Origin of the sequence: Mycobacterium persicum, assembly GCF_002086675.1 — a bacterium.
In the GTDB taxonomy this organism is placed as follows: domain Bacteria; phylum Actinomycetota; class Actinomycetes; order Mycobacteriales; family Mycobacteriaceae; genus Mycobacterium; species Mycobacterium persicum.
The window spans coordinates 1-26,408 of sequence record NZ_MVIF01000081.1 but is presented as its reverse complement, the minus strand read 5'-3'; the positions used below and the strand labels follow the sequence as shown (position 1 = coordinate 26,408).

The 26,408-nt window shown below is 66.2% G+C and carries 22 protein-coding genes and 4 pseudogenes; 15 read left to right on the top strand and 11 right to left on the bottom strand.

Annotated features, from left to right (window positions below; translation table 11 throughout):
• Positions 1-90: 90 nt before the first annotated feature.
• Both BST40_RS20855 and BST40_RS31870 read left to right on the top strand, forming a co-directional pair.
• Positions 91-501: pseudogene (locus BST40_RS20855) on the top strand (YcaO-like family protein); the annotation flags it as partial.
• Positions 498-1,215 (top strand): annotated as a pseudogene (locus BST40_RS31870) (TfuA-like protein). The pseudogenes BST40_RS20855 and BST40_RS31870, both read left to right, overlap by 4 nt.
• Positions 1,216-1,291: 76 nt before the next feature.
• Here BST40_RS31870 and BST40_RS20845 read toward each other — a convergent pair.
• The 3 genes and pseudogenes from BST40_RS20845 to BST40_RS20835 form a co-directional block, all read right to left on the bottom strand.
• Positions 1,292-1,957, bottom strand: a pseudogene (locus tag BST40_RS20845) (transglutaminase-like domain-containing protein); the annotation flags it as partial.
• Between the two features lie 14 nt (positions 1,958-1,971).
• Positions 1,972-2,997: a TIGR03560 family F420-dependent LLM class oxidoreductase gene (locus BST40_RS20840; protein ID WP_075547464.1), complete on the bottom strand. Its 1,026-nt coding sequence runs from the start codon at positions 2,995-2,997 to the stop codon at positions 1,972-1,974.
• A complete protein-coding gene (locus BST40_RS20835) occupies positions 2,994-3,803 on the bottom strand; it encodes an Rv0792c family HTH-type transcriptional regulator (protein WP_083155333.1) in 810 nt (269 codons plus the stop codon). The genes BST40_RS20840 and BST40_RS20835 overlap by 4 nt, the downstream gene beginning before the upstream one ends.
• A 71-nt stretch (positions 3,804-3,874) precedes the next feature.
• Here BST40_RS20835 and BST40_RS20830 point away from each other — a divergent pair, with 71 nt between their 5' ends.
• Positions 3,875-4,201 (top strand): putative quinol monooxygenase, encoded by a 327-nt coding sequence (locus tag BST40_RS20830; RefSeq protein WP_075547466.1) that lies wholly within the window; start codon positions 3,875-3,877, stop codon positions 4,199-4,201.
• Here the strand turns inward: BST40_RS20830 and BST40_RS20825 are convergent.
• Together BST40_RS20825 and BST40_RS32610 are read right to left on the bottom strand one after the other, a co-directional pair.
• Complete coding sequence (locus BST40_RS20825; protein ID WP_083155330.1) at positions 4,178-4,639, bottom strand: cupin domain-containing protein; 462 nt, start codon at positions 4,637-4,639, stop codon at positions 4,178-4,180. The genes BST40_RS20830 and BST40_RS20825 overlap by 24 nt on opposite strands.
• A pseudogene (locus tag BST40_RS32610) lies at positions 4,636-4,767 on the bottom strand (hypothetical protein); the annotation flags it as partial. The gene BST40_RS20825 and the pseudogene BST40_RS32610, both read right to left, overlap by 4 nt.
• Positions 4,768-4,938: 171 nt before the next feature.
• Here BST40_RS32610 and BST40_RS20820 point away from each other — a divergent pair.
• Positions 4,939-6,804, top strand: coding sequence for a PPE family protein (locus tag BST40_RS20820; protein ID WP_075547489.1), 1,866 nt, complete (start codon positions 4,939-4,941; stop codon positions 6,802-6,804).
• 39 nt (positions 6,805-6,843) lie between these two features.
• Here the strand turns inward: BST40_RS20820 and BST40_RS20815 are convergent, their stop codons facing one another.
• Positions 6,844-7,347 (bottom strand): MarR family winged helix-turn-helix transcriptional regulator, encoded by a 504-nt coding sequence (locus BST40_RS20815; protein ID WP_240316510.1) that lies wholly within the window; start codon positions 7,345-7,347, stop codon positions 6,844-6,846.
• 849 nt (positions 7,348-8,196) lie between these two features.
• Here BST40_RS20815 and BST40_RS20805 point away from each other — a divergent pair.
• Genes BST40_RS20805 through BST40_RS20795 form a run of 3 tightly spaced genes read left to right on the top strand, consistent with a single transcriptional unit; the run spans position 8,197 to position 11,087 of the window.
• Entirely contained in the window at positions 8,197-8,718 is a 522-nt protein-coding gene (locus BST40_RS20805; protein ID WP_082275442.1) for a nuclear transport factor 2 family protein, read from the top strand.
• Between the two features lie 43 nt (positions 8,719-8,761).
• Positions 8,762-9,646 carry an enoyl-CoA hydratase/isomerase family protein gene (locus BST40_RS20800; RefSeq protein WP_075547491.1) on the top strand — a complete coding sequence of 295 codons (885 nt, stop codon included), beginning with the start codon at positions 8,762-8,764 and terminating at the stop codon, positions 9,644-9,646.
• Positions 9,576-11,087 (top strand): amidase, encoded by a 1,512-nt coding sequence (locus tag BST40_RS20795; protein WP_089025243.1) that lies wholly within the window; start codon positions 9,576-9,578, stop codon positions 11,085-11,087. The genes BST40_RS20800 and BST40_RS20795 overlap by 71 nt, the downstream gene beginning before the upstream one ends.
• Here the strand turns inward: BST40_RS20795 and BST40_RS20790 are convergent.
• Entirely contained in the window at positions 11,068-11,874 is an 807-nt protein-coding gene (locus tag BST40_RS20790) for a family 1 encapsulin nanocompartment shell protein (protein ID WP_075547470.1), read from the bottom strand. The two genes, BST40_RS20795 and BST40_RS20790, sit on opposite strands and share 20 nt — an antisense overlap.
• The gene (locus BST40_RS20785) at positions 11,871-12,929 is read right to left on the bottom strand and encodes a Dyp-type peroxidase (protein WP_176357836.1); all 1,059 of its coding nucleotides are present in this window, start codon (positions 12,927-12,929) and stop codon (positions 11,871-11,873) included. Before BST40_RS20785 ends, BST40_RS20790 begins: the two co-directional genes overlap by 4 nt.
• Position 12,930: 1 nt before the next feature.
• On the opposite strand from BST40_RS20785, the gene BST40_RS20780 reads away from it, so the two are divergent.
• From BST40_RS20780 to cpdA, 5 genes are all read left to right on the top strand, one after another.
• Positions 12,931-14,217 carry a M18 family aminopeptidase gene (locus BST40_RS20780; protein ID WP_089025247.1) on the top strand — a complete coding sequence of 429 codons (1,287 nt, stop codon included), beginning with the start codon at positions 12,931-12,933 and terminating at the stop codon, positions 14,215-14,217.
• 11 nt (positions 14,218-14,228) lie between these two features.
• On the top strand, positions 14,229-14,576 hold the full coding sequence (locus tag BST40_RS20775) for a VOC family protein (RefSeq protein ID WP_075547472.1): 348 nt from the start codon (positions 14,229-14,231) through the stop codon (positions 14,574-14,576).
• A gap of 124 nt (positions 14,577-14,700) precedes the next feature.
• Positions 14,701-16,977, top strand: a complete 2,277-nt coding sequence (gene purL / locus BST40_RS20770) for a phosphoribosylformylglycinamidine synthase subunit PurL (protein WP_089025245.1) — start codon at positions 14,701-14,703, stop codon at positions 16,975-16,977.
• A complete protein-coding gene (locus BST40_RS20765) occupies positions 16,965-17,624 on the top strand; it encodes an Rv0804 family intramembrane glutamic endopeptidase (protein WP_089025246.1) in 660 nt (219 codons plus the stop codon). The genes purL and BST40_RS20765 overlap by 13 nt, the downstream gene beginning before the upstream one ends.
• Positions 17,625-17,674: 50 nt before the next feature.
• Positions 17,675-18,631: a 3',5'-cyclic adenosine monophosphate phosphodiesterase CpdA gene (gene cpdA, locus BST40_RS20760; RefSeq protein ID WP_075547475.1), complete on the top strand. Its 957-nt coding sequence runs from the start codon at positions 17,675-17,677 to the stop codon at positions 18,629-18,631.
• Here the strand turns inward: cpdA and BST40_RS20755 are convergent.
• From BST40_RS20755 to BST40_RS20745, 3 genes are all read right to left on the bottom strand, one after another.
• Positions 18,576-20,174, bottom strand: coding sequence for a stealth family protein (locus BST40_RS20755; protein WP_075547476.1), 1,599 nt, complete (start codon positions 20,172-20,174; stop codon positions 18,576-18,578). The two genes, cpdA and BST40_RS20755, sit on opposite strands and share 56 nt — an antisense overlap.
• A gap of 210 nt (positions 20,175-20,384) precedes the next feature.
• Positions 20,385-21,647, bottom strand: a complete 1,263-nt coding sequence (locus BST40_RS20750) for a haloacid dehalogenase-like hydrolase (protein ID WP_183155050.1) — start codon at positions 21,645-21,647, stop codon at positions 20,385-20,387.
• A 24-nt stretch (positions 21,648-21,671) separates the two neighbouring features.
• Positions 21,672-22,874 carry an MCE family protein gene (locus BST40_RS20745; RefSeq protein WP_075547477.1) on the bottom strand — a complete coding sequence of 401 codons (1,203 nt, stop codon included), beginning with the start codon at positions 22,872-22,874 and terminating at the stop codon, positions 21,672-21,674.
• A gap of 19 nt (positions 22,875-22,893) precedes the next feature.
• Between BST40_RS20745 and BST40_RS20740 the strand changes: the two genes are divergently transcribed.
• From BST40_RS20740 to purM, 3 genes are all read left to right on the top strand, one after another.
• Positions 22,894-23,286 (top strand): sterol carrier family protein, encoded by a 393-nt coding sequence (locus tag BST40_RS20740; protein ID WP_075547478.1) that lies wholly within the window; start codon positions 22,894-22,896, stop codon positions 23,284-23,286.
• Between the two features lie 142 nt (positions 23,287-23,428).
• Positions 23,429-24,958, top strand: coding sequence for an amidophosphoribosyltransferase (gene purF, locus BST40_RS20735; RefSeq protein ID WP_075547479.1), 1,530 nt, complete (start codon positions 23,429-23,431; stop codon positions 24,956-24,958).
• Positions 24,959-25,053: 95 nt separating this feature from the next.
• Positions 25,054-26,157: a phosphoribosylformylglycinamidine cyclo-ligase gene (gene purM, locus BST40_RS20730; protein ID WP_075547480.1), complete on the top strand. Its 1,104-nt coding sequence runs from the start codon at positions 25,054-25,056 to the stop codon at positions 26,155-26,157.
• Positions 26,158-26,408 lie beyond the last annotated feature (251 nt).

The following is a 26,408-nucleotide window of genomic DNA, read 5'->3' as shown; positions in this document are numbered from 1 at the left end:
GTGGATTAACAAGCCCGACGACACCGAGGAGGCCACTCAGTAAATACCGCTCGACGGTGCCTCATTCAGGTTGACAACTTCCGTTTGGCCGAATTGCCATTCAGTGGTTACGGGTTGCATCACGACCCCAATGTTGCGTTGTCACGGGCGATTACGGAAGCCGCGCAATCGCGCCTGACGGCCATCAGCGGTGCCCGTGAGGATCTGCCCGCCGCCATCTACCATCGCTTCGCCAGGGTGCACACCTACGCACCGATGCAGCGATCGAAGCGGCGCCTACCTCCTACCGGCCCAATATCGTGGGATGTCTCCGGCACCGCCGCGCTTGAGACGTTGGTGTCCTCGGCGGCAACAGCTGTGGCGGCGGCAGCCGGCTACGAGCCGTTGGCGGTGGTGTGCGATTTCGCCGACGCCTGCGTTCCCGTGGTGAAGGTGATAGCTCCCGGGCTTAAGGCGTCGATTGCCTCGCCGATCCGCGTTCCATTGCAGGAGCCGGCATGACAACCAGCCCACGTATCGTGGTCACAGCCGGGCCCACCATAGACGCCGAAGGTATCCGAGCGGTGGTGCCCGATGCCGAAGTGATGCCGCCAATCTCCCTCGGCCAGGCTCTCGGGTACGGATTGCGGCCGGGCGACACGCTGCTGATCATCGACGGATTGTTTTTTCAGCACCCGTCGGTTCGGCACAAGGAGCTACTGACTCTGATCGCCGACGGAATCCGGGTTGTTGGATCTTCCAGCATGGGGGCGTTGCGCGCTGCCGAGTTGCATCCCTTTGGCATGAAGGGCTACGGCTGGGTCTTCGAGAGTTATCGAAGTGGGCTGTCGGACGCTGACGACCAAGACTGCCGAAAGTCGCTCACTGCCGGCCGTGCAGCATTTCCTCGAGCTGCTGCGCAACGATCCGAGGCTGCCCGAGTGGCGGAACGCGGTGGCCTGCGCACTGCTTAAGCGTGACGAATTAGCCTGCCAGAAACCACATCTGAATCTGAACCGGCCTTATCCCATCCAACTCAAGCACCTTTTCGGCAGTCGATGGGGTAGACCGGTGGATCCCATCGAAATGGCCCGGCGCGGCCTCATGACCGAAGACGCTTTCTATTCCGCCGCCACCCTATTCGCCGTAGCGGCCGCCGCCGACCAGTTACCGAACATTGAAGTCGGCACCCTCGGTCCACATCCAGCCACCTCCGACGACCTCGCCAGGCGCTAGCCGAGGAAATCACCCATGCGAGTGATGAGTGCGAACCCAGGACCGGCTTTTGCCGGCGCGTCACCGCTTCCCGGCGAGGACCGGCCCACAGTTCGTCGTCATCGGCGACTTTAGCGTGAAAGTCATTGGACTCCAAGGCATTCAACACTGCCCGTGCGACTCGTGCATACCATTGGGCGACGTCGGCCGGGTAGTCGGCGTAGCTGCCGTTTTCCCGCAGGATGGGACCCTCCACCGTGGCAATGTCGGTGACGCCGTCGAAGTCGCGTCGGTAGGGTTTGCCCAGCCGCGCCGCCGTCATCGCGTCGATGGTGGCGTCCAGCTTGACCCATCGGTTGCCGAGATAGGCTTCGCCGAGGGAGTGCCACGGCAACGGCCTGCCGGATCTGCCTCCCCACAGGGCACGGACCTCCGGGGAGAGAAACTCCTTGTCCGGGGAACTCAACGTCTGGAAGGCGATACGGGCCGGCACGCCCACTGCTCGGCATAGCGCGACGAACAGGCTCGCCTTTCCCATGCAGAAGGCGACGCCGTGCCGGAGCGCGTCGCTGGCCCGGTATTCGCCCCGGTCGAGGTAGCGGAATGCGGCAAGGATGTCGTAGGGCAGATCACGCACGTAGTGGTAGATGCGTCCGACCCGCTCGATATCGGATGCGGCACCGGGCACCAGCGCGGTTGCCGTCGCCCGGACCAGCGGATGGTCGGCGTCGATGTAGTCGGTCGGTTCTAGAAACCGCCCCATATCGCGGGCAACAGTCACGAAGCCGTGACCCCCGATTTGAGCGGCGGGACGATGTCGCGACCGATGACGTGCAGATAATCGGACTCCACCACCCGCGGAACCGTGAAGAGGAAGTGGGTGACCCCGCCGTCCAAATACTCGCGGATGCGCTCCGCGCAGCGATCCGGGTGCCCGACGATGAGGCCGGACTCCGGAATAGCGGCGAATTCCAAGCGAATTCGCGCCTCGTCCGCAGCGGAATCGGTAGGTGCCAGCAGCACCGTCACCGACAGCTGCAGACTGGCCGGGTCACGCCCGGCCGACTCGCAGGCCCGGGTCAGGAAACCCCGGCGCTGGGCCACCCGCTGCGGTGACCACCACCGCACGTTCAGACCTTGCGCCAGCTTGGCCGCGATGCGGTGTACCCGGTCGCCTTCACCCCCGATCCACAACGGCGGGTGCGGCCGCTGGATGGGAGGCGGATCGCAGATCGCGCCGTTCAACGTGTAGAACCGGCCGGCAAACGTGGGGTTCGGCTCGGTCCAGACCGTCCGGATCACCTCCAGAGCCTCCGCCAGTGCCGAGACTCGGTCACCCACGGGCGGAAACGGAATGCCGTAGGCCTCGAACTCGCGCTGAAACCAGCCTGCGCCCAACCCCAGATCGAGGCGTCCCTCGGAGATCACATCGAGAGTGGCGGCCATTTTGGCCAGCACCGAGGGATGGCGATATGAGTTGCACAGCACACTGGTACCCAAGCGCAGCCGGGTGGTGTCGCGGGCCAGCGCCGTCAACGCCGTCCAGCCTTCCAGTAGGGGAAGCGATGTCGGCCGTGGGTCCCGGCCGGTTTCACTGGAGTGGCTGCCGATGCCGGCGTCTTTGACGTAGTCGTCCGGGCTGACGGTCAGGAAGTGATCGCAGAGCCAGACGGAGTCGAATCCGTAGTGCTCTGCGGCTCGCGAGACGGTGACCATATCGGGGTAGCTGCTCACCGCGAGCCCGTTGACCGTCAGCGCCAGGACAAGTCCGAAGTGGGGGTCATTCGATCCGGCAATGTTCATGTGAATTCCGACCTTTCGACGATTCCGGCGCCCGGCTCGGGCAGCGTTCGCGGCAGTGTGACGGAGAACCGGTACCGATCGGGGCGGTAGTGGAACACCACCACCTCGAGCGCGTGGCCGTCTGCGCCGTAGCTGGTGCGGTCGAGCACCAGCACCGGTGCGCCCACCGGTAGCTCCAACGCCGCGGCGACTTCGGCGGATGCGCCGGCCGCCGAAATGTCGTGGGTGGCCTTGGCAATTCGGATGCCCAGTCGTTGTTCCCACATCGTGTAGGTGGTTTCGGTATCGAGGGCACCGGACAGCAGTGGTTCCACAGCGTCGCCCACACTCGGCGGTAGGTAGGCGGTGACCAGCGCCAGGGGTTCGTCGCCCGCACTGAAGCGCCGGCGAATACACAAGACCTCTGGCAATGCCAGCGCCGCGGCTATGGGTTGCGGTGGCGCGCACACGCTGTGGGACAACACCTGCACCCGCGGGGTGACACCGGAGCTCAGCAGCACCTCGGTGATGGTGCGCACCCCCGAACCGAGCTCTTGCCTGACCGGATCGGCGACGAAGGTGCCCAGTCCCTGCCGACGCACCAGCCACCCCTGACGTTCGAGGATCCCCACCGCGGACCGCACCGTCACCCGGCTCAGCCCCGACTTGTCGATCAGCTGCCGTTCGCTGGGCAGCCGCCCACCGCTGGGCAGCCGTTGCTTGATGATCTGCGTCTTGAGTGCCTCGGCAAGCTGAGCGCTCGCCGGCACACTGCCGCGTGATATCCGCAACTCGGCGGCATCCAGGTCCAGCTTGACACTCGTCATAGGACGTATTAATACGTTTTATCACGTTAGCTGTCAAGGGCTGACGGCACACCTGCCCGGAAGGTCGTCACATGTCGTCGTCAATCGCGGTCATCGCCCGGTTCACCCCCCGCCCGGAATCGAGGGACGCGCTACGTGTCCTGCTGGCGGGAATGACCGGGCCCACCCGCGCCGAAGACGGGTGTCGCACCTATGACCTCTACGAAAGCGCCGACGGCGCCGAGCTGGTGCTGTTCGAGCGTTATCGCGACCGCAGCGCGCTCGACGAGCACCGGGGCTCCGCGCATTACCGGAATTACCGCGAACAGCTGCCCGCCCTGCTGAATGAGCCGATCGCGGTCACCGTGCTCAGCCCACTCGACGAGGCGGCCGGATCAGCGCGGATACAGCCGCGGTAGGTCGACCACGATCGGCTCCTGGGTGCTGCGCGCGATGACCACCTCCGCGGGCGTGGTCGGGTCGGGGTTCTCTTCCCGGTGCGGCAGATACGGCGGGATGAAGATGTAATCACCGGGCTGGGCGCAGATGCGCACTTCCTGGACGCCGTCGTGAAACACGAACTCGGGGTGGCCACTTCGTACATAGATTGCGGTTTCGGAGTCGCCGTGGTGGTGGTTGGCCGACGCCGTTTCGGGCGCGACATGCGTCTCGCCCATCCACAGCTTCTCGGTGCCGACGGAACATCCGCTGAGCGCTGCAAATCGCCGCATTCCCTCTGATTGTGCTGTGTCGGAACTGATTTCGGATGATCTGACGTGGTGTACCCGATTGCGCGCGGCCACGCCCGGCGTTGCGTCGCTGTGGAATTCCGGGTGAAATGCGTCCGAGGTCACCATGAGCACTCCCTTGCCAATTCATGTCCGACCACCCCTACGCGCAGTTCCGGCAACCTGCGGCGCTGCGGGACGTTCTGCCCGACCGGGCCGGCGCCGAGCACCACGTCGCCGTGGGAATCGTCGGGCATCTCCCAGTCCTTTCGCCAGCCCTGGTGTCGACGCTACGCCTCCAGCAACCACACTGGTCGCGAATTGACGCCAGATCGGCACGCCGGCAACGGGTTTGCTGATTTGCTGATTATCGCCGCCCGGCGAGACTAAGTTTGGTTGATCCACTCCTGGCGAGTAGAGGAGTCATGATGTCGCCAAATTTTGCGTTGTTGCCGCCGGAAGTCAATTCGGCACTGATGTTCGCCGGCGCGGGCCCGGCGCCGTTGCTGACGGCGGCCGGTGCCTGGGATGCGCTGGCCGAGGAGCTGAGCCTGTCGGCGGCCTCGTTCTCTGCGGTGACGGCGGGCCTGACCGCCGGATCGTGGCAGGGTCCGGCGGCGGCGGCGATGGCGGCCGCGGCGGCCCCGTATGCGGCATGGCTTGACGCAACTGCCGCGCAGGCCGCCGGGGTGGCAGGTGGGGCCCGAGCGGTCGTCGGGGTGTTCGAGGCGGCGCAGGCCCTCATCGTGCACCCCGCGGCGGTGGCGGCCAATCGCTCTCGAGTGGTGTCGCTGGTGTTGTCGAACCTGTTCGGGCAGAATTTCCCGGCGATTGCGGCTGTCGAAGGCGCCTATGAGGAGATGTGGGCCCAGGATGTGGGCGTGATGGCCGGCTACCACGCCGGTGCCTCGGCGGCAGCCGCGCAGCTGACGTCCTGGCAGCAGTCGCTGTCCAGCGCACTGGGGCTCCCGCAGAACATCGGCGTCGGCAACAACGGCAGCGGCAACGTGGGCAACGGAAACCACGGTGACGCCAACGTGGGCAATGGAAACATCGGCAATTCCAACGTGGGCAGCGGCAACACCGGTAGCTCCAACCTGGGCAGCGGCAATACCGGCAGTTCCAACCTGGGCGGCGGCAATCGCGGCGACAGCAACGTGGGCGGCGGCAACTCGGGCACCAGCAACGTCGGCGGCGGCAACAGCGGCACCCAGAATGTGGGCTTCGGCAACGAAGGAAACGGGAATATTGGCGGGGGCAACAAGGGCGATGGGAATGTCGGTTTCGGCAACGTGGGCCCTACGAACAGCCCCGCGCACAACAACATCGGTAGCGGAAACACCGGCAGCTTCAACCGGGGTTCGGGCAATACCGGGGATTCGAACTGGGGCTTCGGCAACACCGGCAATGGCAATATCGGCTTCGGCAACACCGGGAACGGGAATATCGGCTTCGGGCTCACCGGAGACAATCAGATCGGTATCGGCGGGCTCAACACGGGAAGCGGGAACATCGGGTTGGGCAATTCGGGCACCGGAAACATCGGCTTTTTCAATTCCGGCACCAACAACGTCGGCTTCTTCAACTCGGGCTTTGCCAACGTCGGCTTCGAGATATCGGGGACAAACAATACCGGATTTCAAACCACGGGCGGCACCGTCACCGGTTTCTGGAATACCGGGCTGCAAGATACCGGCTTCGGCAACACCGCCGGGGAAGCCACGGGTGCGTTCAACTCCGGCCGCAATGCGACCGGTTTCTTCAACTCGGCGAACGAGAATACGGGCATGTTCAACTCGGGCCGGGGGAACACCGGCTTTTTCAACTCGGGTGAGCGTAACACCGGCTTCTTCAATGCCGGCGCCACCAACACCGGGTTCGGCAATTCGGGCAATATCAACACCGGTGGTTTCAATTCCGGTAACCTGAACACGGCCATCGGGCAGGTGGGCGACGGGCCCGGTCAGAGTTCCGGCTTCGGAAATCTGGGCACCGGCACCTCAGGCTTTTTCAATCAGGGCGACGACACCTCAGGTTTCACCAACGCCGCGGAGAAGTCATCTGGCGCGCGTAACTTGGGGCCGTTAGGTTCCGGCTTCAACAACTTTGGCTTCGGCGGCTCGGGCTTCTATAACTCAAGCGATAGAGGCTCAGGCTTCTTCAATGGTGTCAACAATGGCGTGGGATTCCAGAACTCGGGCTTCTTCAACATCGGTATCCGCAACTCGGGCGTCGGAAACATCAGTGAATTCCCCGGCACCGATAGCGGGCACTCGGGCTTCTTCCACCGCTGAGCTGCCATCGGCACGGATCGCGTTCCGGGCGAGCGGGAGCTAATACCAGCCCGGCTCTTTGACCGGGAACATGCCGGGGTCGAAATCCAGCTTCGACCTGGCGACCGCACCGAGCTCACCCAGCAGCCTGATCAGTTCGTCGCGGCCGTCGTCACCGAGGCGTTTGCGGATCGCCCGGTCTAGGGCAGCCGCTTTGCGCAGGCGCGCAGAGACGTACTCGATGGCCTTCGGTGCCAGCTCGACAACCTTCTCGCGCTGGTCGGTGGTCGACGGAGTGACGTGCACGTAGCCGCGGCGGCGCAAGTCGGCGACCACCTTGCTGGCTGCCTGGCGACTGACGCTGAACTGCCGTCCCATCTGGGAGATCGTCATGGGCTCCGGCTGCGAATACAGGGCGAAGACGTAGATCATCGGGAACTGTAGATCCGGAAAACCAGCGGCCTCCATTTCGACATCAATTCGCCGGGAATAGCTCCACCAGGCAATCCGCAATGCTAGGCCGAGTTCTGTCTGCGGTGCTCGGGTGCTGGGTCTGGCCGCCACGATCGACAGCATAGGCGATGGGCTTAGCCGACGGCCGTCGTCACCCGCGCTGGAGCCACTACGGCGGCCCGGACGTGACCGGGCGACGCGACGGCGACCAACCGCACCGGGGCTCCTTCGCGACTTCACGGTAACACTTCTGTCAATCTAGATTGACAATGCAGGGTCGCGGTCCTAGTATCTCATATTGTCAACCGCTGAAGACAAATCGTGGGGGGAGTAAACCGCGTGGAGGCAGCTGCCGCCGGAAACGGCGAGCAGGCCGGGGCGACGATGCCGCCGGGAGGGGAGCCGTCCTCGCCGCCACTGTGAATCACAGTGTGTCACGGACGTTTCAGCGTCGACACTCGCAAGGTTGTAGTGAGGCTCGTTTCGGCCAACCTCGAAAGGTGTTCGGAATGTCGAAGATCCGTGTCATATCGGCCGGTGTTCTCTGCGCCGTTGGCGTGTCGCTGGCGGCAGGCCCGCTGGGTAGCGCGGTAGCTTCCGCCGACCCCGGCCCGCCGCTTCCGCACCCGACGCAGGATGTCGGGCCCGGGCCGGGGGGCGGCCCTCCGGGTCAGCATCCCGGCCCTCCAGGTCAGCATCCCGGCCCTCCAGGTCAGCAAACCGGCCCTCCAGGTCAGCAAACCGGCCCTCCGGGTCGACACGCCGGACCTCCGGGTCAACTGGGCGGCCCACAGCCGGGAGTCGGCGGGCTGCCGGGAGCGGGCGGGCCGCCGGGAGCCGGCGGGCCGCCACACTGACACGCCGGCGCGCGGCGCCGCGGCACCCAGAGGCTTACAACTTGTCTGCAGAGCCCGCGCCGAGTAAGCCGGGCTCACAAAATTTGAAAGGGAAGGTCGATCGATGTTGACAGAACAATCCATGGCGGTCGCAGACGTGGGTGGCGTGAACTTCGACGCCGCAGATCGACTGGCAATCATGAACTTGTTCGGCGCTTACGCCTACACCTACGACCAAGACAGGCTTGATGACTTTCGTGCCTTGTTCACCGATTCGCCGGAACTTGTCTTGCTGCACGACAACCGCGAGCTTACGGCGGACATCGAAACCGTGATGCGGTTGCTCTCGGTGCGGAAATCGGGTTTCCGGGCCGCCGGAAACAAACGGCGTCACGCCTTGAACTCGTTGTGGTTCACCGGCCAAAGCGCCGATGAAGCTACCGGGCACTGCTATGTCCAAGTATTCTCGATCCGGCAAGGCGGTTCGCCCGTCGCCGACCTCACCGGCTGTTACGACTTCACCGTGGTCAAGCAGCAGGGGGTGTGGAGGATCAGTCGATGGGTGGTGACCGCCGACCAGACCGAAACCGGACTCCCGAGTGAGGCCGGCTCGGCAAGCGTGAGCACGGTGTCGTCAGTCGCCTAGCCGGCGGGGCGGCGGGGTGCCCAATGGCAGCGAGAGGATGCGCATGGCCCCCACCGACGAAATCATCACGTCCGGCGAAGATCTCGAAGCCGTCGTAAGCCGCATCATTCGTAACGAGCCGCCGGCCGCGGAGGTCATCGATCGCGTTGCCGTGCAGATTCACCGGAACGTCGTGGTTACCACCTTGTGTAATCCGCAGGCGCACAACGCATTGAACCTGGCGGCCTGGCGCCGGCTGAAGCTGCTGTTCGACGACCTGGCGCGGGAATCAGACCTGCGGGCGGTTGTCGTTCGCGGCGCGGGCGATGCGGCGTTCGCCGCAGGCGCCGACATCAGCGAGTTTTCGCGGACCCGGATGACCGCTGTGGACGCGGCGAACTACAACGAGAGCGTCGCGGCCTGCCTCCGAGCCGTGACCGCCCTACCGGTTCCGGTGATCGCGGCGGTGCGTGGTCTTGCCGTCGGTGGCGGCTGCGAACTGATCGCCGCGTGCGATGTCCGTATCGCGGCCGACGACGCGCGCTTTGGCATCCCGATCGGCAAGCTCGGCGTCACGCTCGGTCTCACCGAGTCCGATACCGTTGCGGGCCTTATCGGTCCGGCGGCCCTGAAGTATCTGTTGTTCAGCGCAGAGCTGGTCGACGTCGAGCAGGCCGCGCGGTGGGGATTGGTGCAGAAGGTCGTCGCGGCAGCCGAATTGCCGGACGCGACAGCCAAACTGGTCGGTCAGATCTGCCGGCAGTCGGCGGTGACCATGCGCGCGACGAAGGTGGTTGCCAATATGCACGGCCGGGCGCTGACCGCGGCCGATACCGATGCCCTGATCCGATTCGGTGTCGAAGCCTACGAAGGAGCCGATGTCCGAGAAGGGGTGGCCGCCTTCAGCCAGCGGCGGCCGCCGAGATTCGGTGACAGCCAGGAGATCTGAGGTTTCCGCGCAACTGGACGACGATGAGATCTGGAAGCTCGAACTGACCGAGGTCGCCGAGCTGATTCGCACTCGGCAGGTCAGCTCGGCGGAACTGACCCACGCGACGCTGCGCCGAATCGAGAAGCTCGATGCGGGGCTGAAAAGCCACGTGTTCGTCATGGCGGACTCCGCGGTCGAGGCCGCTCGCGCTGCCGACGCTGAACTCGCCCGGGGGCACCGCCGGGGAGTCCTGCATGGTGTGCCCATCGGTGTGAAAGATCTCTGCTACACCGCCGATGCCCCCACGGGCGCAGGCACCGTCATCCATCGCGAATTCCGGTCGTCGTATGACGCCACGGTCGTGGCGAGGCTGCGCGCAGCCGGTGCCGTGATCACCGGCAAGCTGGCCATGACCGAGGGCGCATACCTCGCATACCATCCCGACCTTCCGGCGCCGGTCAATCCGTGGGACCCGGCGACCTGGGCGGGAGTGTCCTCGAGTGGCTGCGCCGTGGCCACCGCGGCGGGATTGTGCTTCGGCTCGATCGGGTCGGACACCGGAGGGTCAATCAGATTCCCGACGAGCATGTGCGGGCTTACCGGAATCAAGCCAACCTGGGGCCGGGTGAGCCGGTATGGAATCGTCGAGCTGGCAGCAAGTTTCGACCACGTCGGACCTATCGCGCGAAGCGCTATAGACGCCGCGGTGTTACTGAGCGTCATTGCCGGATTCGACGTCCGCGACCCGACGTCATCGCGGACGCCGGTGCCCAACTATGCGGCCGACCTCGCGCTGACCCGGGTGCCCCGAGCCGGCGTGGACTGGTCACAACTGTCCGGATTCGATGAGGACACCAAATCCATGATGGCCCAGGTCGTCACGACACTCGAAGGAATCGGTTGGTCGATCGTCGAGATCACACTGCCCCCGCTGGATCGGATCGTCGACGTATTCGCCACGATGCGCGGGTTCGAGACGGCGATCGCGCATGCCGAGACCTATCCGGCACGTGCCGACGAGTACGGGCCCGTGCTGCGTCGGCTCATCGACAACGGACGCGAACTGAGTGCCGTTGAGTACCAAGGGCTGATCGCGCAGCGGCAGGAATTCACCGACGCGCTGCAGCGGGTGTTTGCGGATGTGGATCTGGTGTTGATGCCCAGTGCCGGCCTGGCGTCGCCGAGCCTGGACAGCATCGGGACGCTCGGTACGGACCCGGTGCTGACCGCCACGCTGGCAAGACCGACCGCCCCATTCAATGTCAGTGGTAACCCGGCGATATGCCTGCCGACGGGAGTCACCGCGCGCGGTACGCCGCTGGGAGTCCAGTTCGTCGGCCGTCATTTCGCCGAGCAGTTCCTAATCCAATGCGGTCACGCGTTCCAGCAGGCCACCACGTTCCACCGGCGCCGGCCGCAACTGTCCCGCGTGATCCCGGCTAATCCGAAGGCGGGCTGAGCGCGACCGAAGCCTCGGCGGTGTAGCACAGGAAGGTCAGGGTTTCCTGCAGATAGAGCTGCACGGTGTCGGCGTCGTGGGTGATGTACCCGATCGCGACGTCGGTGCCCAGCTGCAGGTCGAAGTCACCCCCGCGGGTGGTCAGCACGAAAGCGCCGTCGATGGCCGGCGCCCAGATGATGTCGCCGTCGACCAGCCGGTTCAGGTGTTCGCGGATGGGGTAGCCGTGCTCGGTGGTTTCGCTGACCTTGGTGTAGACGTCGGCGGCGAGCAGCACCGAATACGGCCCGTCGACACCGGCCAGGCGCAGCTCGGTGAGCGCCTGCGAGATGACATCCGGAATTTCGCGCGGGTCCTCGGGCAAGGTCAGCGGGCGGTTCGAGCTGGCGCTGCGGATGCCCTCGATCGACGCGGCCGCGTAGCCCTCGAAGATGGTGCGGTCCTCGACGAAGGCCAGCTTCTTGGCGGCCGCCTTCACCGGGTCCCAGTCCGAGTCCTGGGAACCACGCTCGACGTCGTCGATCTCGTTGCGCGACAAGGTAAACGGGACACGCAGCCGAACCAGGGGCTTGCTGGCACGCAGGTGGGCGATGACGCCGTCGGTGGGCGCGGTCACGTCGAGCAACCGACCGGTGCTGACCGCCGCGGCGACCGGTCCGCCGGGACCGCTGACGTCGACCACCCGGCGCCCGGCGATATGCCGCTTGAACGTCCGGGTGGCCTCCAATTCGATTTCGGCCCAAGCGGCTTCGGTGACCGGAGCCAATTCGCGGTACAGGTTGTTCATCGGGAGGGTCCTTTCAGGCTGCCGATCGAGAGTGAACCGTCGGGGGCCGGCACGGCCGCCGCCGCGGGCGCCGGTGATCGGGGCAGCGGCGGCGGATCGTCGAGGAAGTCGGCGGTGGGGGAGAAGAACAGCCCGCCGGTGACTGCCGTGGAAAAATCCAGAATGCGGTCGGTGTTTCCGGGGGGATCGCCGAGAAACATGTTGTGCAGCATCTGTTCGGTGACTTCGGGCGCGCGTGAATAGCCGATGAAGTACGTGCCGTACTCGCCCTTGCCGACCTCGCCGAACGGCATGTTGTGCCGGACGATCTTCAACTCGGTGCCGTCGTCGTCGGTGACGACGTTGAGCGCGATATGCGAGTTGGCCGGCTTCAGGTCATCGCCGAGCTCGATGTCTTCCAGTTTGGTGCGCCCGATCACCCGCTCCTGCTCGGTGACCGACAGCGAATCCCAGGACCGCATGTCGTGTACATACTTCTGCACGTGCACATAGCAGCCGCCGGCAAACTCCGGATCCTCGTCACCGACGGCGGTTGCGCTGACAGCGATTGGGCCGCTTGGATTTTCGGTGCCATCGACGAAACCCAGCAGATCGCGGTTGTCGAAGAAGCGGAATCCGTGCACCTCGTCGACAACGGCGACGGCGCGGGCCATCGCGCTGAGAATGCGCCCGGCCAATTCGAAGCACACGTCCATGCTCTCGGCGCGAATGTGGAACAGCAGGTCCCCCGGAGTGGCCGGCGCGGTGTGCCGCGGCCCGTGCAGCGCGACGAACGGATGCAGCTTCGCCGGCCGCGGGCCGGCAAACAACCGGTCCCAGGCGTCTGAGCCGATCGAGGTCACCACCGACAGATTCTTGCTCGGGTCGCGAAACCCTATCGCGCGCACCAATCCCGAGATGTCGGCCAGTGCGTCGTGCACTGCCGCCGCACCGCCGTCATCGATGGTGGCCACGAGAAAGATCGCGGCCGGCGTCAGCGGCGCGAGGATGGGTTGTGGCTGAACCGGAGGCACTCTGCCGACCCTAGCGTGAACCACCTGGCCCCCGACAGCCATGATGGTGAGCATGTCCGGCGGGCCCCCACCCACAGCCAGCGCGCGAGGCCTCGGCGAGTTCATCGACGCCTCGCCGTCGCCGTTTCACGTCTGCGCCACCGCGGCCCGGCGGTTGCTGGACGCCGGATACACCGAACTCGGCGAAACCGACCGCTGGCCGCAGCAGCCGGGCCGCTACTTCACCGTCCGGGCCGGCTCGCTGGTCGCCTGGAGCAGCAATCACGCCTTGACACCGTTTCGGATCGTCGGCGCGCACACCGACAGTCCTAATTTGCGGGTCAAGCAGCACCCGGACCGGCTGGTCGCCGGCTGGCGGGTGGTGGCGCTGGAGCCGTACGGGGGAGCGTGGCTCAACTCCTGGTTGGACCGCGACCTCGGCATCAGCGGGCGGCTGTCGGTGCGAGACGGCTCCGGGGTGCGCCACCGGCTGGTCCGCATCGACGAGCCGATTCTTCGGGTTCCGCAGCTGGCCATCCATCTGGCCGAGGACCGCAAGTCGCTGACGCTGGATCCCCAACGGCATGTCAACGCGGTCTGGAGCGTTGGCGAGACGCCCGGTTCGTTCGTCGAGTACGTCGCTGACCGCGCCGGCGTGACCGCGTCCGACGTGCTGGCCGCAGACCTGATGACCCATGACCTGACCCCGACGGCGCTGATCGGGGCCGACAGTGGCCTGCTGAGCGCGCCGCGGCTGGACAACCAAGCCAGTTGCTATGCCGGGCTGGAAGCATTGCTTTCCGCGCAGCCGCGCGATGTGCTGCCGGTTTTGGTGATGTTCGACCATGAGGAGGTCGGCTCGTCCTCGGACCGCGGCGCGCAGTCCAACCTGCTGGGTTCCGTATTGGAACGGATCGTGCTGGCCGCCGGCGGCAACCGGGAGGACTTCCTGCGGCTGCTGCCGGCGTCGCTGCTGGCGTCCGCCGATATGGCCCATGCCACCCACCCCAATTACCCCGATCGGCACGAGCCGGGCCACCTCATCGAAGTCAACGCCGGGCCGGTGCTCAAGGTGCACCCGAATCTGCGATACGCCACCGACGGACGCACCGCTGCGGCGTTCGCCATGGCCTGCCGGCAGGCCGGTGTGCCGCTGCAGCGGTATGAGCATCGGGCCGACCTGCCGTGCGGGTCGACCATCGGGCCGCTGGCGTCGGCCCGGACCGGCATCCCCACCGTCGACGTGGGTGCTGCCCAGCTTGCGATGCATTCGGCACGGGAGCTGATGGGCGCCCACGACGTCGCCGCGTATGCAGCCGCGTTGCAAGCGTTTTTGTCACCCGGGGCATAGGGTCTTGGGGTATGGCGCTCAGCGTGGAGATGGTCACTTTCGACTGCGAAGACCCGGTGCGGCTGGCCGGCTGGTGGGCCGAGCACTTCGGCGGTAAGACACGCGAGTTGCTGCCGGGCGAATTCATCGTGGTGACCCGCTCCGACGGGCCGCGGCTGGGGTTTCAGAAGGTGCCCGATCCCACACCCGGGAAGAACCGGGTGCATCTGGATTTCACCGCCGAGGACGTGGATGCCGAAGTGGCGCGGTTGACCGCCGGCGGTGCCACCGAGGTGGAGCGGCACCAGTTTGGTGAGAACTTCCGCTGGGTGGTGCTGGCCGACCCGGAGGGCAACCTGTTCTGTGTGGCGGGACGGTGACTCGAGCGTCTCGCCGAGCGTGACGTGGCTGTGAGAATCTGGCGAAATACTCGCGCTGACGTCACGCTCGGCGACAACGATCGCCCGACCTAGACTGTCTGGCGTGACGAGCGCGCAGACCCACGTGAGTGACACCGTCGAACATGCCGCCACCACCCCCGACCAACCGCAACCCTTCCACGAGCTGGGCCTCAAAGACGACGAGTACCAGCGGATCCGTGACATCCTCGGTCGTCGGCCCACCGATACCGAGCTGGCCATGTACTCGGTGATGTGGAGCGAACACTGCTCGTACAAGTCCTCCAAGGTGCACCTGCGCTACTTTGGCGAGACCACCACCGACGAGATGCGCGCCGCGATGCTGGCCGGCATCGGTGAGAACGCCGGCGTGGTTGACATCGGCGACGGCTGGGCCGTCACGTTCAAAGTGGAATCACACAACCACCCGTCCTACGTCGAGCCCTACCAGGGCGCTGCCACCGGGGTCGGCGGCATCGTGCGCGACATCATGGCCATGGGAGCGCGTCCGGTCGCGGTGATGGACCAGTTGCGGTTCGGTGCGGTCGATGCCCCCGATACCCGCCGCGTCGTCGACGGCGTGGTCCGCGGTATCGGCGGCTACGGCAACTCGCTGGGCCTGCCGAACATCGGCGGCGAGACCGTCTTCGACCCGTGCTATGCCGGAAATCCGTTGGTGAACGCGTTATGCGTCGGCGTATTGCGTCAGGAGGACCTGCATCTCGCGTTCGCCTCGGGCACCGGCAACAAGATCATCCTGTTCGGCGCGCGCACCGGGCTCGACGGCATCGGCGGGGTGTCGGTGCTGGCGTCGGACACCTTTAGTGCTGATGGCGCCGACGGCGCCGCGCGGAAGAAGTTGCCCTCGGTTCAGGTCGGCGACCCGTTCACCGAGAAGGTGCTCATCGAGTGCTGCCTCGAGCTATACGCGGGCGGGCTGGTGATCGGCATCCAGGACCTCGGTGGAGCCGGGTTAGCTTGTGCCACTTCGGAATTAGCTTCTGCCGGCGACGGTGGTATGACGATCCGGCTCGATGCCGTCCCGCTGCGCGCCAAGGACATGACCTCCGCCGAGGTGCTCTGCAGCGAGTCGCAGGAACGCATGTGCGCGGTGGTCGCCCCGGAGAACGTGGACGCCTTCATGGCGGTGTGCCGCAAGTGGGAGGTGCTGGCCACCGTGATCGGCGAAGTCACCGACGGTGACCGGTTGCGGATCAGCTGGCGCGGCGAGACCGTCGTCGATGTCCCGCCCCGCACTGTGGCCCACGAGGGGCCGGTGTACCACCGCCCGGTCGCCCGCCCCGAGTCGCAGGAGGCCCTCAACGCCGACACCTCGGCCAAGCTGCCGCGCCCGGTCACCGGGGCCGAGCTGCGCGCGACTTTGCTTGCGCTGCTGGGCAGTCCGCACCTGTGCAGCCGGGCGTTCATCACCGAGCAGTACGACCGATACGTGCGCGGCAATACCGTGCTGGCCGAGCACGCCGACGGCGGCGTGCTGCGCATCGACGAGTCGACCGGTCGCGGCATCGCGGTCGCGACCGACGCGTCGGGGCGCTACACCATGCTGGACCCCTACGCCGGCGCCCAGCTCGCGCTGGCCGAGGCGTACCGCAACGTCGCCGTCACCGGCGCCACCCCGGTTGCGGTGACCGACTGCCTCAACTTCGGCTCGCCCGAAGATCCCGGCGTGATGTGGCAGTTCGCCCAGGCGGTCCGCGGACTGGCCGATGGCTGTGCGGCCCTGGGCATTCCGGTGACCGGCGGCAATGTCAGCTTCTACAACCAAACCGGGTCCACAGCGATCATGCCCACGCCGGTGGTCGGGGTGCTCGGCGTCTTGGACGATGTAAGTCGACGACTTCCCACCGCGCTCGGCCGTGAGCCCGGTGAAACGCTGATGCTGCTGGGCGACACCCGCGACGAGTTCGACGGATCCGTCTGGGCCCAGGTGACCGCCGACCACCTGGGCGGCCTGCCGCCCAGAGTCGACCTGGCCCGCGAGCGGCTGCTGGCCGAGGTGCTGCGCTCGGCCTCGCGCGACGACCTGGTGTCCGCGGCGCACGACCTGTCCGAAGGCGGGCTGGCCCAGGCCGTCGTCGAAGCAGCGCTGGCGGGTGAAACCGGTTGCCGGATCGTGCTTCCCGAAGGAACCGATCCTTTCGTGATGCTGTTCTCCGAGTCGGCGGGCCGGGCATTGGTCGCGGTGCCGCGCACTGAAGAGAGCCGGTTCCGGGCGATGTGCGAGGCGCGCGGCCTGCCCGCGGTTCGCATCGGCGTCGTCGATCAGGCCTCGGAGGTCATCGACTTCCACGGATTGTTCACGGTGTCGCTGGCCGAGCTGCGCCAGACTTCCGAGGCGGTGCTCCCGCGATTCTTCGGGTAAGTCGTTTTCGCGCAGCGTCTTTGGCCGCCGGCCTGGTCGGCTGGAGTTTTGTCGCCCCGCGGCTGCCCACTGCCTGGCGGGTACCGCTGCAGGCGGGTCTGGGGTGGCTGCTGGTGTGGCTGACCCGGGCGCCATTAGGTCTTCGTCCGCCGCGGTTGTGGGCGGGGTTGCGGCTGGGCTCGACGGCCGCGGCCGCGGCGACGACGGCGATCGCGGCGACGACACCGGTGCCCGCGGTGCGCTTGTCGATGTCCGAACGCGATTTGCCGTCGTCGGTGCCGGGTTGGCTGGTACTGCACATACCCATCGGCACGGTGTGGGCCGAGGAGGCCGCGTTTCGCGCGGCGCTGGCCACCGCCGGGACTCAGGCATTCGGCACGGCGGGTGGGCGGCTGCTGCAGGCCGGCGCCTTCGGACTTTCCCACATTGCCGACGCGCGCGCGACGGGCGCGCCGCTGGCGCCCACGGTGCTGGTCACCGGCCTGGCGGGGTGGGTGTTCGGATGGCTCGCCGAGCGTTGTGGCAGCCTGGCGGCGCCGATGCTGACGCACTTGGCGATCAATGAGGCCGGCGCGGTCGCGGCGCTGACCGTCCAGCGGCGCCGGCGGGCGAGCGCTGCGGGCACGCTGGCACGCCGTTATACTTGACGGGCTGTGCTTTTCCAGCGATCACCAGACCGAGAGGGTTGGCACCTCAGGTGCACAGACTTAGGGCCGCGGAGCATCCGCGGCCGGAATACATTCTTCTGCATATCAGCGACACGCATCTCGTCGGCGGGGATGGTCCGCTATACGGCGCTGTGGATGCCGACGGCCGGCTGGGTGAGCTGCTCGACCAGCTGACCCACTCCGGAATGAGCCCGGATGCCATCGTCTTTACCGGCGACCTGGCCGACACCGGCGAGGCGCAGGCGTATCGCAAGCTGCGAGCAGTGGTGGAACCGTTCGCGACCGAGCTTGGCGCCGAACTCATCTGGGTGATGGGCAACCATGACGACCGGGCAGCGCTGCGCAGCTTCCTGCTCGACGAGGCGCCGTCGATGGCGCCGCTGGACCGGGTGCACATGATCGACGGCTTGCGGATCATCACCCTGGACACCTCGGTACCCGGATGCCATCACGGCGAACTGCGACGTTCCCAATTGAGTTGGCTGGCCACGCAATTGGCGACTCCGGCGCCGCATGGCACCATCTTGGCGCTGCATCATCCGCCGATCCCCAGTGTCTTGGATTTGGCGGTCACGGTGGAACTCCGGGATCAGGCCGCCCTGGGCCGGGTGCTCGAGGGCAGCGACGTGCGGTCCATTCTGGCCGGGCACCTGCACTACTCGACGAACGCCACCTTCGTCGGGATCCCGGTGTCGGTAGCGTCGGCCACCTGCTACACCCAGGACCTCACCGTTGCCGCAGGCGCAACCCGCGGCAGGGACGGCGCGCAGGGATGCAACCTGGTGCACGTCTACCAAGACACCGTGGTGCATTCGGTGATCCCGCTCGGCAGCGGAAAAACCGTGGGCACCTTTGTCTCTCCCGCCCAGGCGAAACGTCAGATCGCCGAAAGCGGGATGTTCATCGAGCCGTCACGGCGCGATTCGCTGTTCAGCCAGCCTCCAATGGTGCTGACGCCAGCGGCGCGGCCGGGTCCGGCCCGCTGACGTCCGCGGCGACCTTCTCCCACGGCGCGGGGATCGGAAAGTACCGCTCCAAGAAACTGACCACCCGTTGTGCCCGCTCGGCCGGGTCGACTTCGGGGAAGCTGCCGTCGTTCAGGCAGAAGAAGTGGTACTGGCGGTGCTTCCGCAATTCCTCCAGCAGGTCCAGGCCCGCACGGGTGGTGGTGTCGACGTAGCGGACCTTGGCATTTTCCTGTTGGACGGCACGGCCGGTCATCAGCGCGTAGTAGTGGTACAGCGAGTTGGTTACCGAGATGTCGGTGGCCGACCGGAACGCGCTGGCCCGGGTGCACGCGAACTCCTCCGGGAACTCCCTTTCCATCTCGATGAGCACGCTTTTGCGCAGCGGGACCGCGGTGTGCTCGAGATGGCGCGTGATCAACTGCCCGAACCGCTCGAACAGCAGCCGCCGGTTGACTCGGGCCGCGTTCTCGTGACCGCTGCGGGCCGGATCGTTGGTGCCCAGCCCTATCCGGGTCGTGGCCTCGATGAACTTCGTCACGCCGCCGGGGGAGAAGAACATGCTGGCCTTGACCGGCCGTCCGAAAAACATGTCGTCGTTGGAATACAGGAAATGCTCGCTCAGCCCCGGAATGTGGTGCAGCTGGCTCTCCACCGCATGCGAATTGTAGGTAGGCAATGCGGCACGATCCGAGAAGTGGTCCTCGGCCCGAACGATCGTGATTTTCGGATGGTCGGCCAACCACCGCGGCGGGGCTGAATCGGTCGCAATGAAGATGCGACGGATCCACGGGGCAAACATGTTCACCGACCGCAGCGCGTATTTCAACTCGTCAATTTGCCTGATTCGCGCTTCGGCGTCGTCGCCTTCGCCCACCACGTACTGCGACATTTGCGCGGCGCGCCGCGCCCGGAAAACCGGGTCACTGCCGTCGACCCAGGAGAACACCAGATCAATGTCGAATGTCACGTCGCTGGCATGGGGCGTGAACATTCCCTCCAGCGTCGGCCACTTGTACCCGTACAACTTGACGGTCGCCGGGACCAGCTCATTGCGGGGCAACACTTTGCGGGTCAGTGAGTTCTCCACCGGACAACGGATCACCGTTTCGTCGAAAACCCAGAATTGAAGCTCAACTCCGAACGCCGGACCATACCGGAATCCGCCCGGCGCAATCCGTTGCCGATACAGCCTGAGGATCCGCGGGTCACCCATTGCGGAAAGCCGGCCATTGGCCAGCAACACCGCAGGAACGCCCTTCTGATCGATTGTCTTCGCGTACATCGGCTCGGTGATGCACGCCGCAGCGAGGGCATGCTCGACCGCGGGACGCCGTCGGATGTCGACGGCCAGGATCGGCCTGTTCTTGTGGTTGCGAACCAACAGAAACGGAATATTGGCCCGGTTCAATGCCTTTCGCACGAAAACCAGGTCCTCGAGCTGTGCCTCGTGCGGGGTAAGGCTGGATTCCAGGCGGGCGATTTTGCCGCGCCGGGTGACGATGATGGGAGCCAGGCTACGCTCGGCGGGCCGGCCGCCATCGCACGAAGGGATTCTGGGCATCGGAACACCGCCTTAGGTATGAGGTGATTACGGCACGGAGAGGATCTCACACTTTGTGCGCCGGTGCAGAGTGAGAGCGCTGCCCGCTATCGAAGCGCAGGAATGCGTTGTGAGCCAAGTCTACAACGCTTGGGCGACAGCCGATTTAGCACCGCCTGGCTACCCGCTGGCAATCTGCTTGGGTGCGGCTGCGTATCACCGAGTTCAGTTTCAGTGGACCCGGTCCTGCTGGTCGGGCAACACGGTGCCGTTGGCTTGGCGAAGCGGCGCCTGGCCGCCGCCGGGCTCGTCGAATCCCCGGGTTGCGCACGGGTAGGGCGGGCTCATCGGCAGGGGATCGATAAAGACCGGGTTGACCATCCATTTGCCGTCGGCATTGGCGTAGGCCCAGCACATCAACTCGATCTGGTTGCGATTCAGCACGAGGCGCAGCGCGGTCGCGTCCGTGACGAACGACACGTCTCCGTCCGAGTCGCCCGCGGCGAACACCTGCCGACGCTGCTCCGGAGACTGCTGGAACGCGGCTGCGCCCTGGACACCGAACAGTTGCTCGTTGATCCGGCACCGTTTGCCCTCGTTGAAGGGCATCGACGGTTCGCCGCCGCACCACCCAAGCCGGGGCGTCAGGATGTCACCGTCATGGTCGGTGCGCACGCCCATCACGTGGTCGGCCGGGATGCCGATGGCGGCCGCCCACACCCGGACCACCGGCTCGGCCGACGCGGAGATGATCCGCACGTCGAACCCGTTGGCCAGCAGCGTGCCGACGAGGTCACGCATCTGTGTGTGGTAGCGCACCCATCCGGTCTGTCGGGTACTGCCCACGGTCTGCTCAGATCCCTGGGTGGCGTCGAGGTTCTGCTTCCTGGCTTCGGTAGCGAAATCGGTGATCTCGGCCTCGGTCCAGCCGGCGAGCAGCTGGGCCGCCCAGGCGTCGGCGGGTTGTATGCGGCGGCGGTTGTAACCGGTGAACGCCGAAGCCCCCGAACGGGTTTCGTGCTTGGTATAAACGGCCACCAGCTCATCAGCGCAGCCCCTGTTGGAGCCGGTGGGCAGCGGTTGTCCGGGGTCCGCGAGGCCGCCGCAGGCGGCGGCCAACGCCGCTGCCGCTTCAGTGGTGAGGTATGCGCTGGTGGTGGACCAGTTGCCGGCGGCGGGTTGACGGATTTTGGAGTTGTTGATCATCCAATAGAACGTGGCGTTGCCGACGTCGTTTCGGACCATGGTGTTGTCCCAGTCGAACAACGCCAGGGGAGCGCCGGCGGTGCCCGATTCGGCCTTGCCGCAGCTGCCCAGCCGGTCGATCATCGCGTCGATGCGCTCGCGGTTGTCGCCATACCAACCCGGGTCGGCGGCCAAGGTGCGGCAGTTGTGCGCGACCGCGTCCGAATGTCGCCCGGCGTTGCTACAACCGGTGAGCGCTAGCACCGGTGCCAGCGCAGCGGCAAGCAGCCGCAACGGCCAGAGCCCCATCGATTTTCCCGCCTCCGGTCTCCGTCAGGGGTTTATCGTGTACTCGCCGAACTGACGTCCCCAGACATATTCGGTGAACATCGGCTGGCCGAGTTCGACATGGTTGTAGGGCGCCACGCTGGCGCCGACGTCCATCACCAGAAACGGGGCGGGCCACAGGTCATGAGTGATCGGTTGCCAGCACCCCGGTTTCCCGCCGGGTCCTCCCCGGGCGTTGACCCGCGGCAGGTTCTCCGGATAGATGTAGGGGCTGGGTGCGCCGGTAATGCTGCCGGAAGCGGCCCCCAGCGAGTAGCCGGTGAAGCCGAGCGCAGCGCGGATTTTGGGCCCGACTTCGTTGTAGTTGCGGATGGTACAGAAGATTTCGGGGCTGTACTCGTCGAGCAGTTGGCTAGGGATGACCAGATCGGCGGCCCCCCGGGCCAGGTAGGGTCCGCCGCGACCGAACACGTCAGAACCGTTGTTGCCCAACCCAACCGCCGCCAGCAATGCCGCATCAAGGCCGGCCTGCTCGTGGTTCATGGTTCGCGCGGTGGTGACTGCCTGGTCCAGTGCAGTCCACAGGTCCGGCGCCGCGTCGGCGTAGACGTCGCCCAGGGCCGCCAGGCCCTGTATGTCGGCCCGGACCATCGGCAGCCGCAGGTTCACGTCGTCGAGGATCGCGTTGCCGTTGACCAGTGCGGTGCCGAACTTGTCCCCGAGGCCGCTCAGGGCCTGAGCGGCCGCGCCCAGCGTCAGGTTGAGTTTGACCGGGTCGACCTTTTCGGCAATGGCCGTCAGCGTCTGGAACAGCGTGTTGAATTCCGTCGTCACCGCCGTCGCGTTGATCACCATGGACGGGGTGATGTGTTGTGGGTCAGCGATTTTCGGTGACATCAGCGACACGTACTTGTTGCCGAAGACCGTCGTCGCCTTGATTTCGCCGCCCACATTGGCCGGAATCGAGTCGATGTACTTCGGATCGACATCCAGTACCAGCTTGGCCGCCGGAACGCCGTCCCGCGTGACCTCCGAGATGCTGGCCACCCGCCCGATCTGCACACCGTTGTAGGTGACCTTGGCGCCCGGGTCGGTCACCAGACCCGCGCGCGGTGCCAGCATCGTCAACTTGGTCTTCGGGATGAAAGCTCCGCGAAACTGGGCGTAGAGCCCGGTGCCGACGAGCGCCAACACCATCAGCCCCAGCAGACCGATGATCTTGTACGGTGGCCGCGTTCGCGGATCCATGATTCTGAGACCCTAGAGCATGGCCACTCGCGGTAAAGCCGATCCGGCTAAGACTCGGCAGGCTGTGTTGGCCGTTGCGGACTGGCTGCGCGACGAGACGCGCCCGGCACCTGACCGGGATGCGCTGGCGACGGCGGTTCGGCTCACCGCGCGCACCTTGTCCGCATTGGCTCCCGGCGCCAGCGTCGAGGTCCGGATCCCGCCGTTCGCGGCGGTGCAATGTGTTTCGGGGCCTAGGCACACCCGCGGCACCCCGCCCAATGTCGTGGAAACGGCTCCGCGCACCTGGCTGCTGCTGGTCACCGGACTATTGACGATCGAGGACGCGGCGGCCAACGGAGGGCTGATCCTGTCAGGTCCGCGGGCGCGCGACATCGCGTCGTGGCTGCCGCTGGTGAATCTGTCGGCCTGAATATCGGCCTCATTCCGCCGCTGCGCCGGCATACCGGCAAGACTTGCGGGCCCCGGACACGCCACGTCGATTCGGCGACACGCGCGGATTACCCGTAGACTCCCTATACGTCACCATTCGCGCCCCAGGGAGTCGCCTAACCGTGACCGTCCAGCAGCCCGAGCAAGACCTGAACTCGCCCCGTGAAGAGTGTGGTGTATTCGGGGTTTGGGCACCCGGGGAAGACGTCGCCAAACTCACGTACTACGGCCTGTACGCGTTGCAGCATCGCGGCCAGGAGGCCGCGGGGATCGCGGTAGCCGATGGCTCGCAAGTGCTGGTCTTCAAGGACCTCGGCCTGGTCAGCCAGGTATTCGACGAGCAGACGTTGGCGGCCATGCAGGGCCACGTCGCCATCGGGCACTGCCGCTACTCCACTACGGGCGACACGACCTGGGAAAACGCCCAACCGGTGTTCCGTAATACCGCGGCCGGCACCGGGGTCGCCCTGGGACACAATGGGAACCTCGTCAATACCGCAGCCCTTGCCGCTCGCGCCCGCGAAGCGGGATTGATCGGTGGCCGCTGCTGCCCCGCTCCGGCGACAACCGACTCCGACATCCTGGGCGCGCTGCTGGCGCACGGTTCGGCCGATTCCACCCTGGAACAGGCTGCGCTCGAACTGCTGCCGACCGTGCGCGGCGCGTTCTGTCTGACGTTCATGGACGAGAACACGCTGTATGCCTGCCGAGACCCGCACGGTGTGCGGCCGCTGTCGCTCGGGCGGTTGGATCGCGGCTGGGTGGTGGCCTCGGAAACCGCTGCGCTCGACATCGTCGGCGCATCCTTCGTGCGCGACATCGAACCGGGCGAATTGCTGGCGATCGACGCCGACGGCGTGCGGTCCAGCCGCTTCGCCAACCCCACGCCGAAAGGCTGCATCTTCGAATACGTCTACCTGGCACGGCCCGACAGCACGCTGGCCGGCCGGTCGGTGCACGCCACCCGGCTGGAGATCGGTCGTCGGCTGGCCCGCGAATGCCCGGTGGACGCGGACCTGGTCATCGGGGTGCCGGAGTCGGGAACTCCCGCCGCCGTGGGATACGCCCAGGGGTCCGGCATCCCGTACGGGCAGGGGCTGATGAAGAACGCCTACGTCGGGCGCACCTTCATCCAGCCGTCGCAGACCATCCGCCAGCTCGGCATCCGGTTGAAGCTGAACCCGCTCAAAGAGGTGATCCGCGGCAAGCGGCTCATCGTCGTCGACGACTCGATCGTGCGGGGCAACACCCAGCGTGCGCTGGTGCGCATGCTGCGGGAGGCCGGCGCCGTGGAAGTCCACGTGCGCATCGCCTCACCGCCGGTGAAGTGGCCGTGCTTCTACGGAATTGACTTCCCCTCGCCGGCGGAGCTGATCGCCAACGCCGTCGAGGCCGAGGCCGAGATGCTCGAAGCGGTCCGGCATGCCATCAACGCCGACACGCTCGGATACATTTCACTGCGCGGGCTGATCGCCGCGACCGAGCAACCCGCCTCCCGGCTGTGCACCGCCTGTTTCGATGGCGTCTACCCCATCGAACTGCCCAGCGAGACCGCGCTGGGCAAAAACGTCATCGAGCAGATGCTCGCCAACGCGGCACGCGGAGCCGGACTTGGTGACTTTGCCGCCGATGAAGTTCCGATCGGTCGCTGACCAAGCAACCCCCTTACCGATTCCGATAGGCGGTCGGCCGAAGAGCGCCGGTCGCCGATACCGGTGGTGCATGCCGCCCGGTAGCCTTTATCGCGATGACGGAACCGCCGCAAAGTCCAGAAAGCTCCCTCACAGGCCTGACCAACCAGGGCATCACCTACGCCTCGGCGGGGGTGGACATTGACGCCGGTGACCGCGCCGTCGAGATGTTCAAGCCACTGGCAACGAAGGCCACCAGACCCGAGGTGCGTGGCGGACTAGGCGGTTTCGCCGGATTGTTCGCGCTGCGCGGCGGCTACCGCGAACCGGTGCTGGCCGCCTCCACCGACGGTGTCGGCACCAAGCTGGCGGTTGCGCAGGCAATGGACAAACACGACACCGTTGGCCTCGACCTGGTCGCGATGGTGGTCGATGACCTGGTGGTTTGCGGAGCCGAGCCGCTGTTTCTACAGGACTACATCGCGGTCGGTCGCACGGTGCCGGAACGGGTGCGCGCGATCGTCAGCGGCATCGCGGAGGGCTGCGTGCGCGCTGGCTGCGCACTGCTGGGTGGCGAGACCGCGGAACATCCCGGGTTGATGGAACCCGATCACTACGACATCTCGGCCACCGGTGTCGGTGTGGTGGAGGCCGACGACGTGCTGGGTCCCGAGCGGGTGAAACCTGGCGACGTGATCATCGCGATGGGGTCGTCGGGTCTGCACTCCAACGGATACTCGCTGGCCCGCGCGGTCCTGCTGGAGATAGACCGGATGAACCTCGCCGGTTACGTGGAGGAGTTCGGTCGGACTCTGGGCGAAGAATTGCTGGAGCCCACCCTGATTTACGCCAAGGACTGCTTGGCGCTCGCCGCCGAAACGCATGTCCGCACGTTCTGCCATGTCACCGGCGGCGGGCTGGCCGGCAACCTGGAACGGGTCATTCCGCACGGTCTGGTCGCCGAAGTAGACCGAGGCACCTGGACACCCGCACCGGTGTTCGCCATGATCGCCCAGCGTGGCCGGGTAGTGCGGCAAGAGATGGAAAAGACGTTCAACATGGGCGTCGGGATGATCGCCGTCGTGGGTCCCGAAGACACCGACCGGGCGTTGGCCATACTGACGGCCCGGCATCTGAACTGCTGGGTTTTGGGAACCGTGCGCAAAGGCGGGAAAGATGGTCCACGTGCCACATTAGTTGGCCGGCATCCGAGGTTTTAGACACCGGCCCCATTCTGTTTGCGCTGATAACCGCCTCGCACTCGGCCGCGGACGGCAGGCGGAAAAAGATCCGCAGACTGTGCTTGGCGCGGGCGACCGGGCTAGCCGGAGGCCCCGTTTAGCCCGGCAGCGCCCGGGTCGCCGCTGTGTCCGGGTGCGCCCGCATTTCCGGCCGCAGCCGATCCTCCTGCCCCACTCGTACCACCTGTCCCGCCGGCGCCGCCCGCCCCGCCGGCGGGACAGGTGGTACG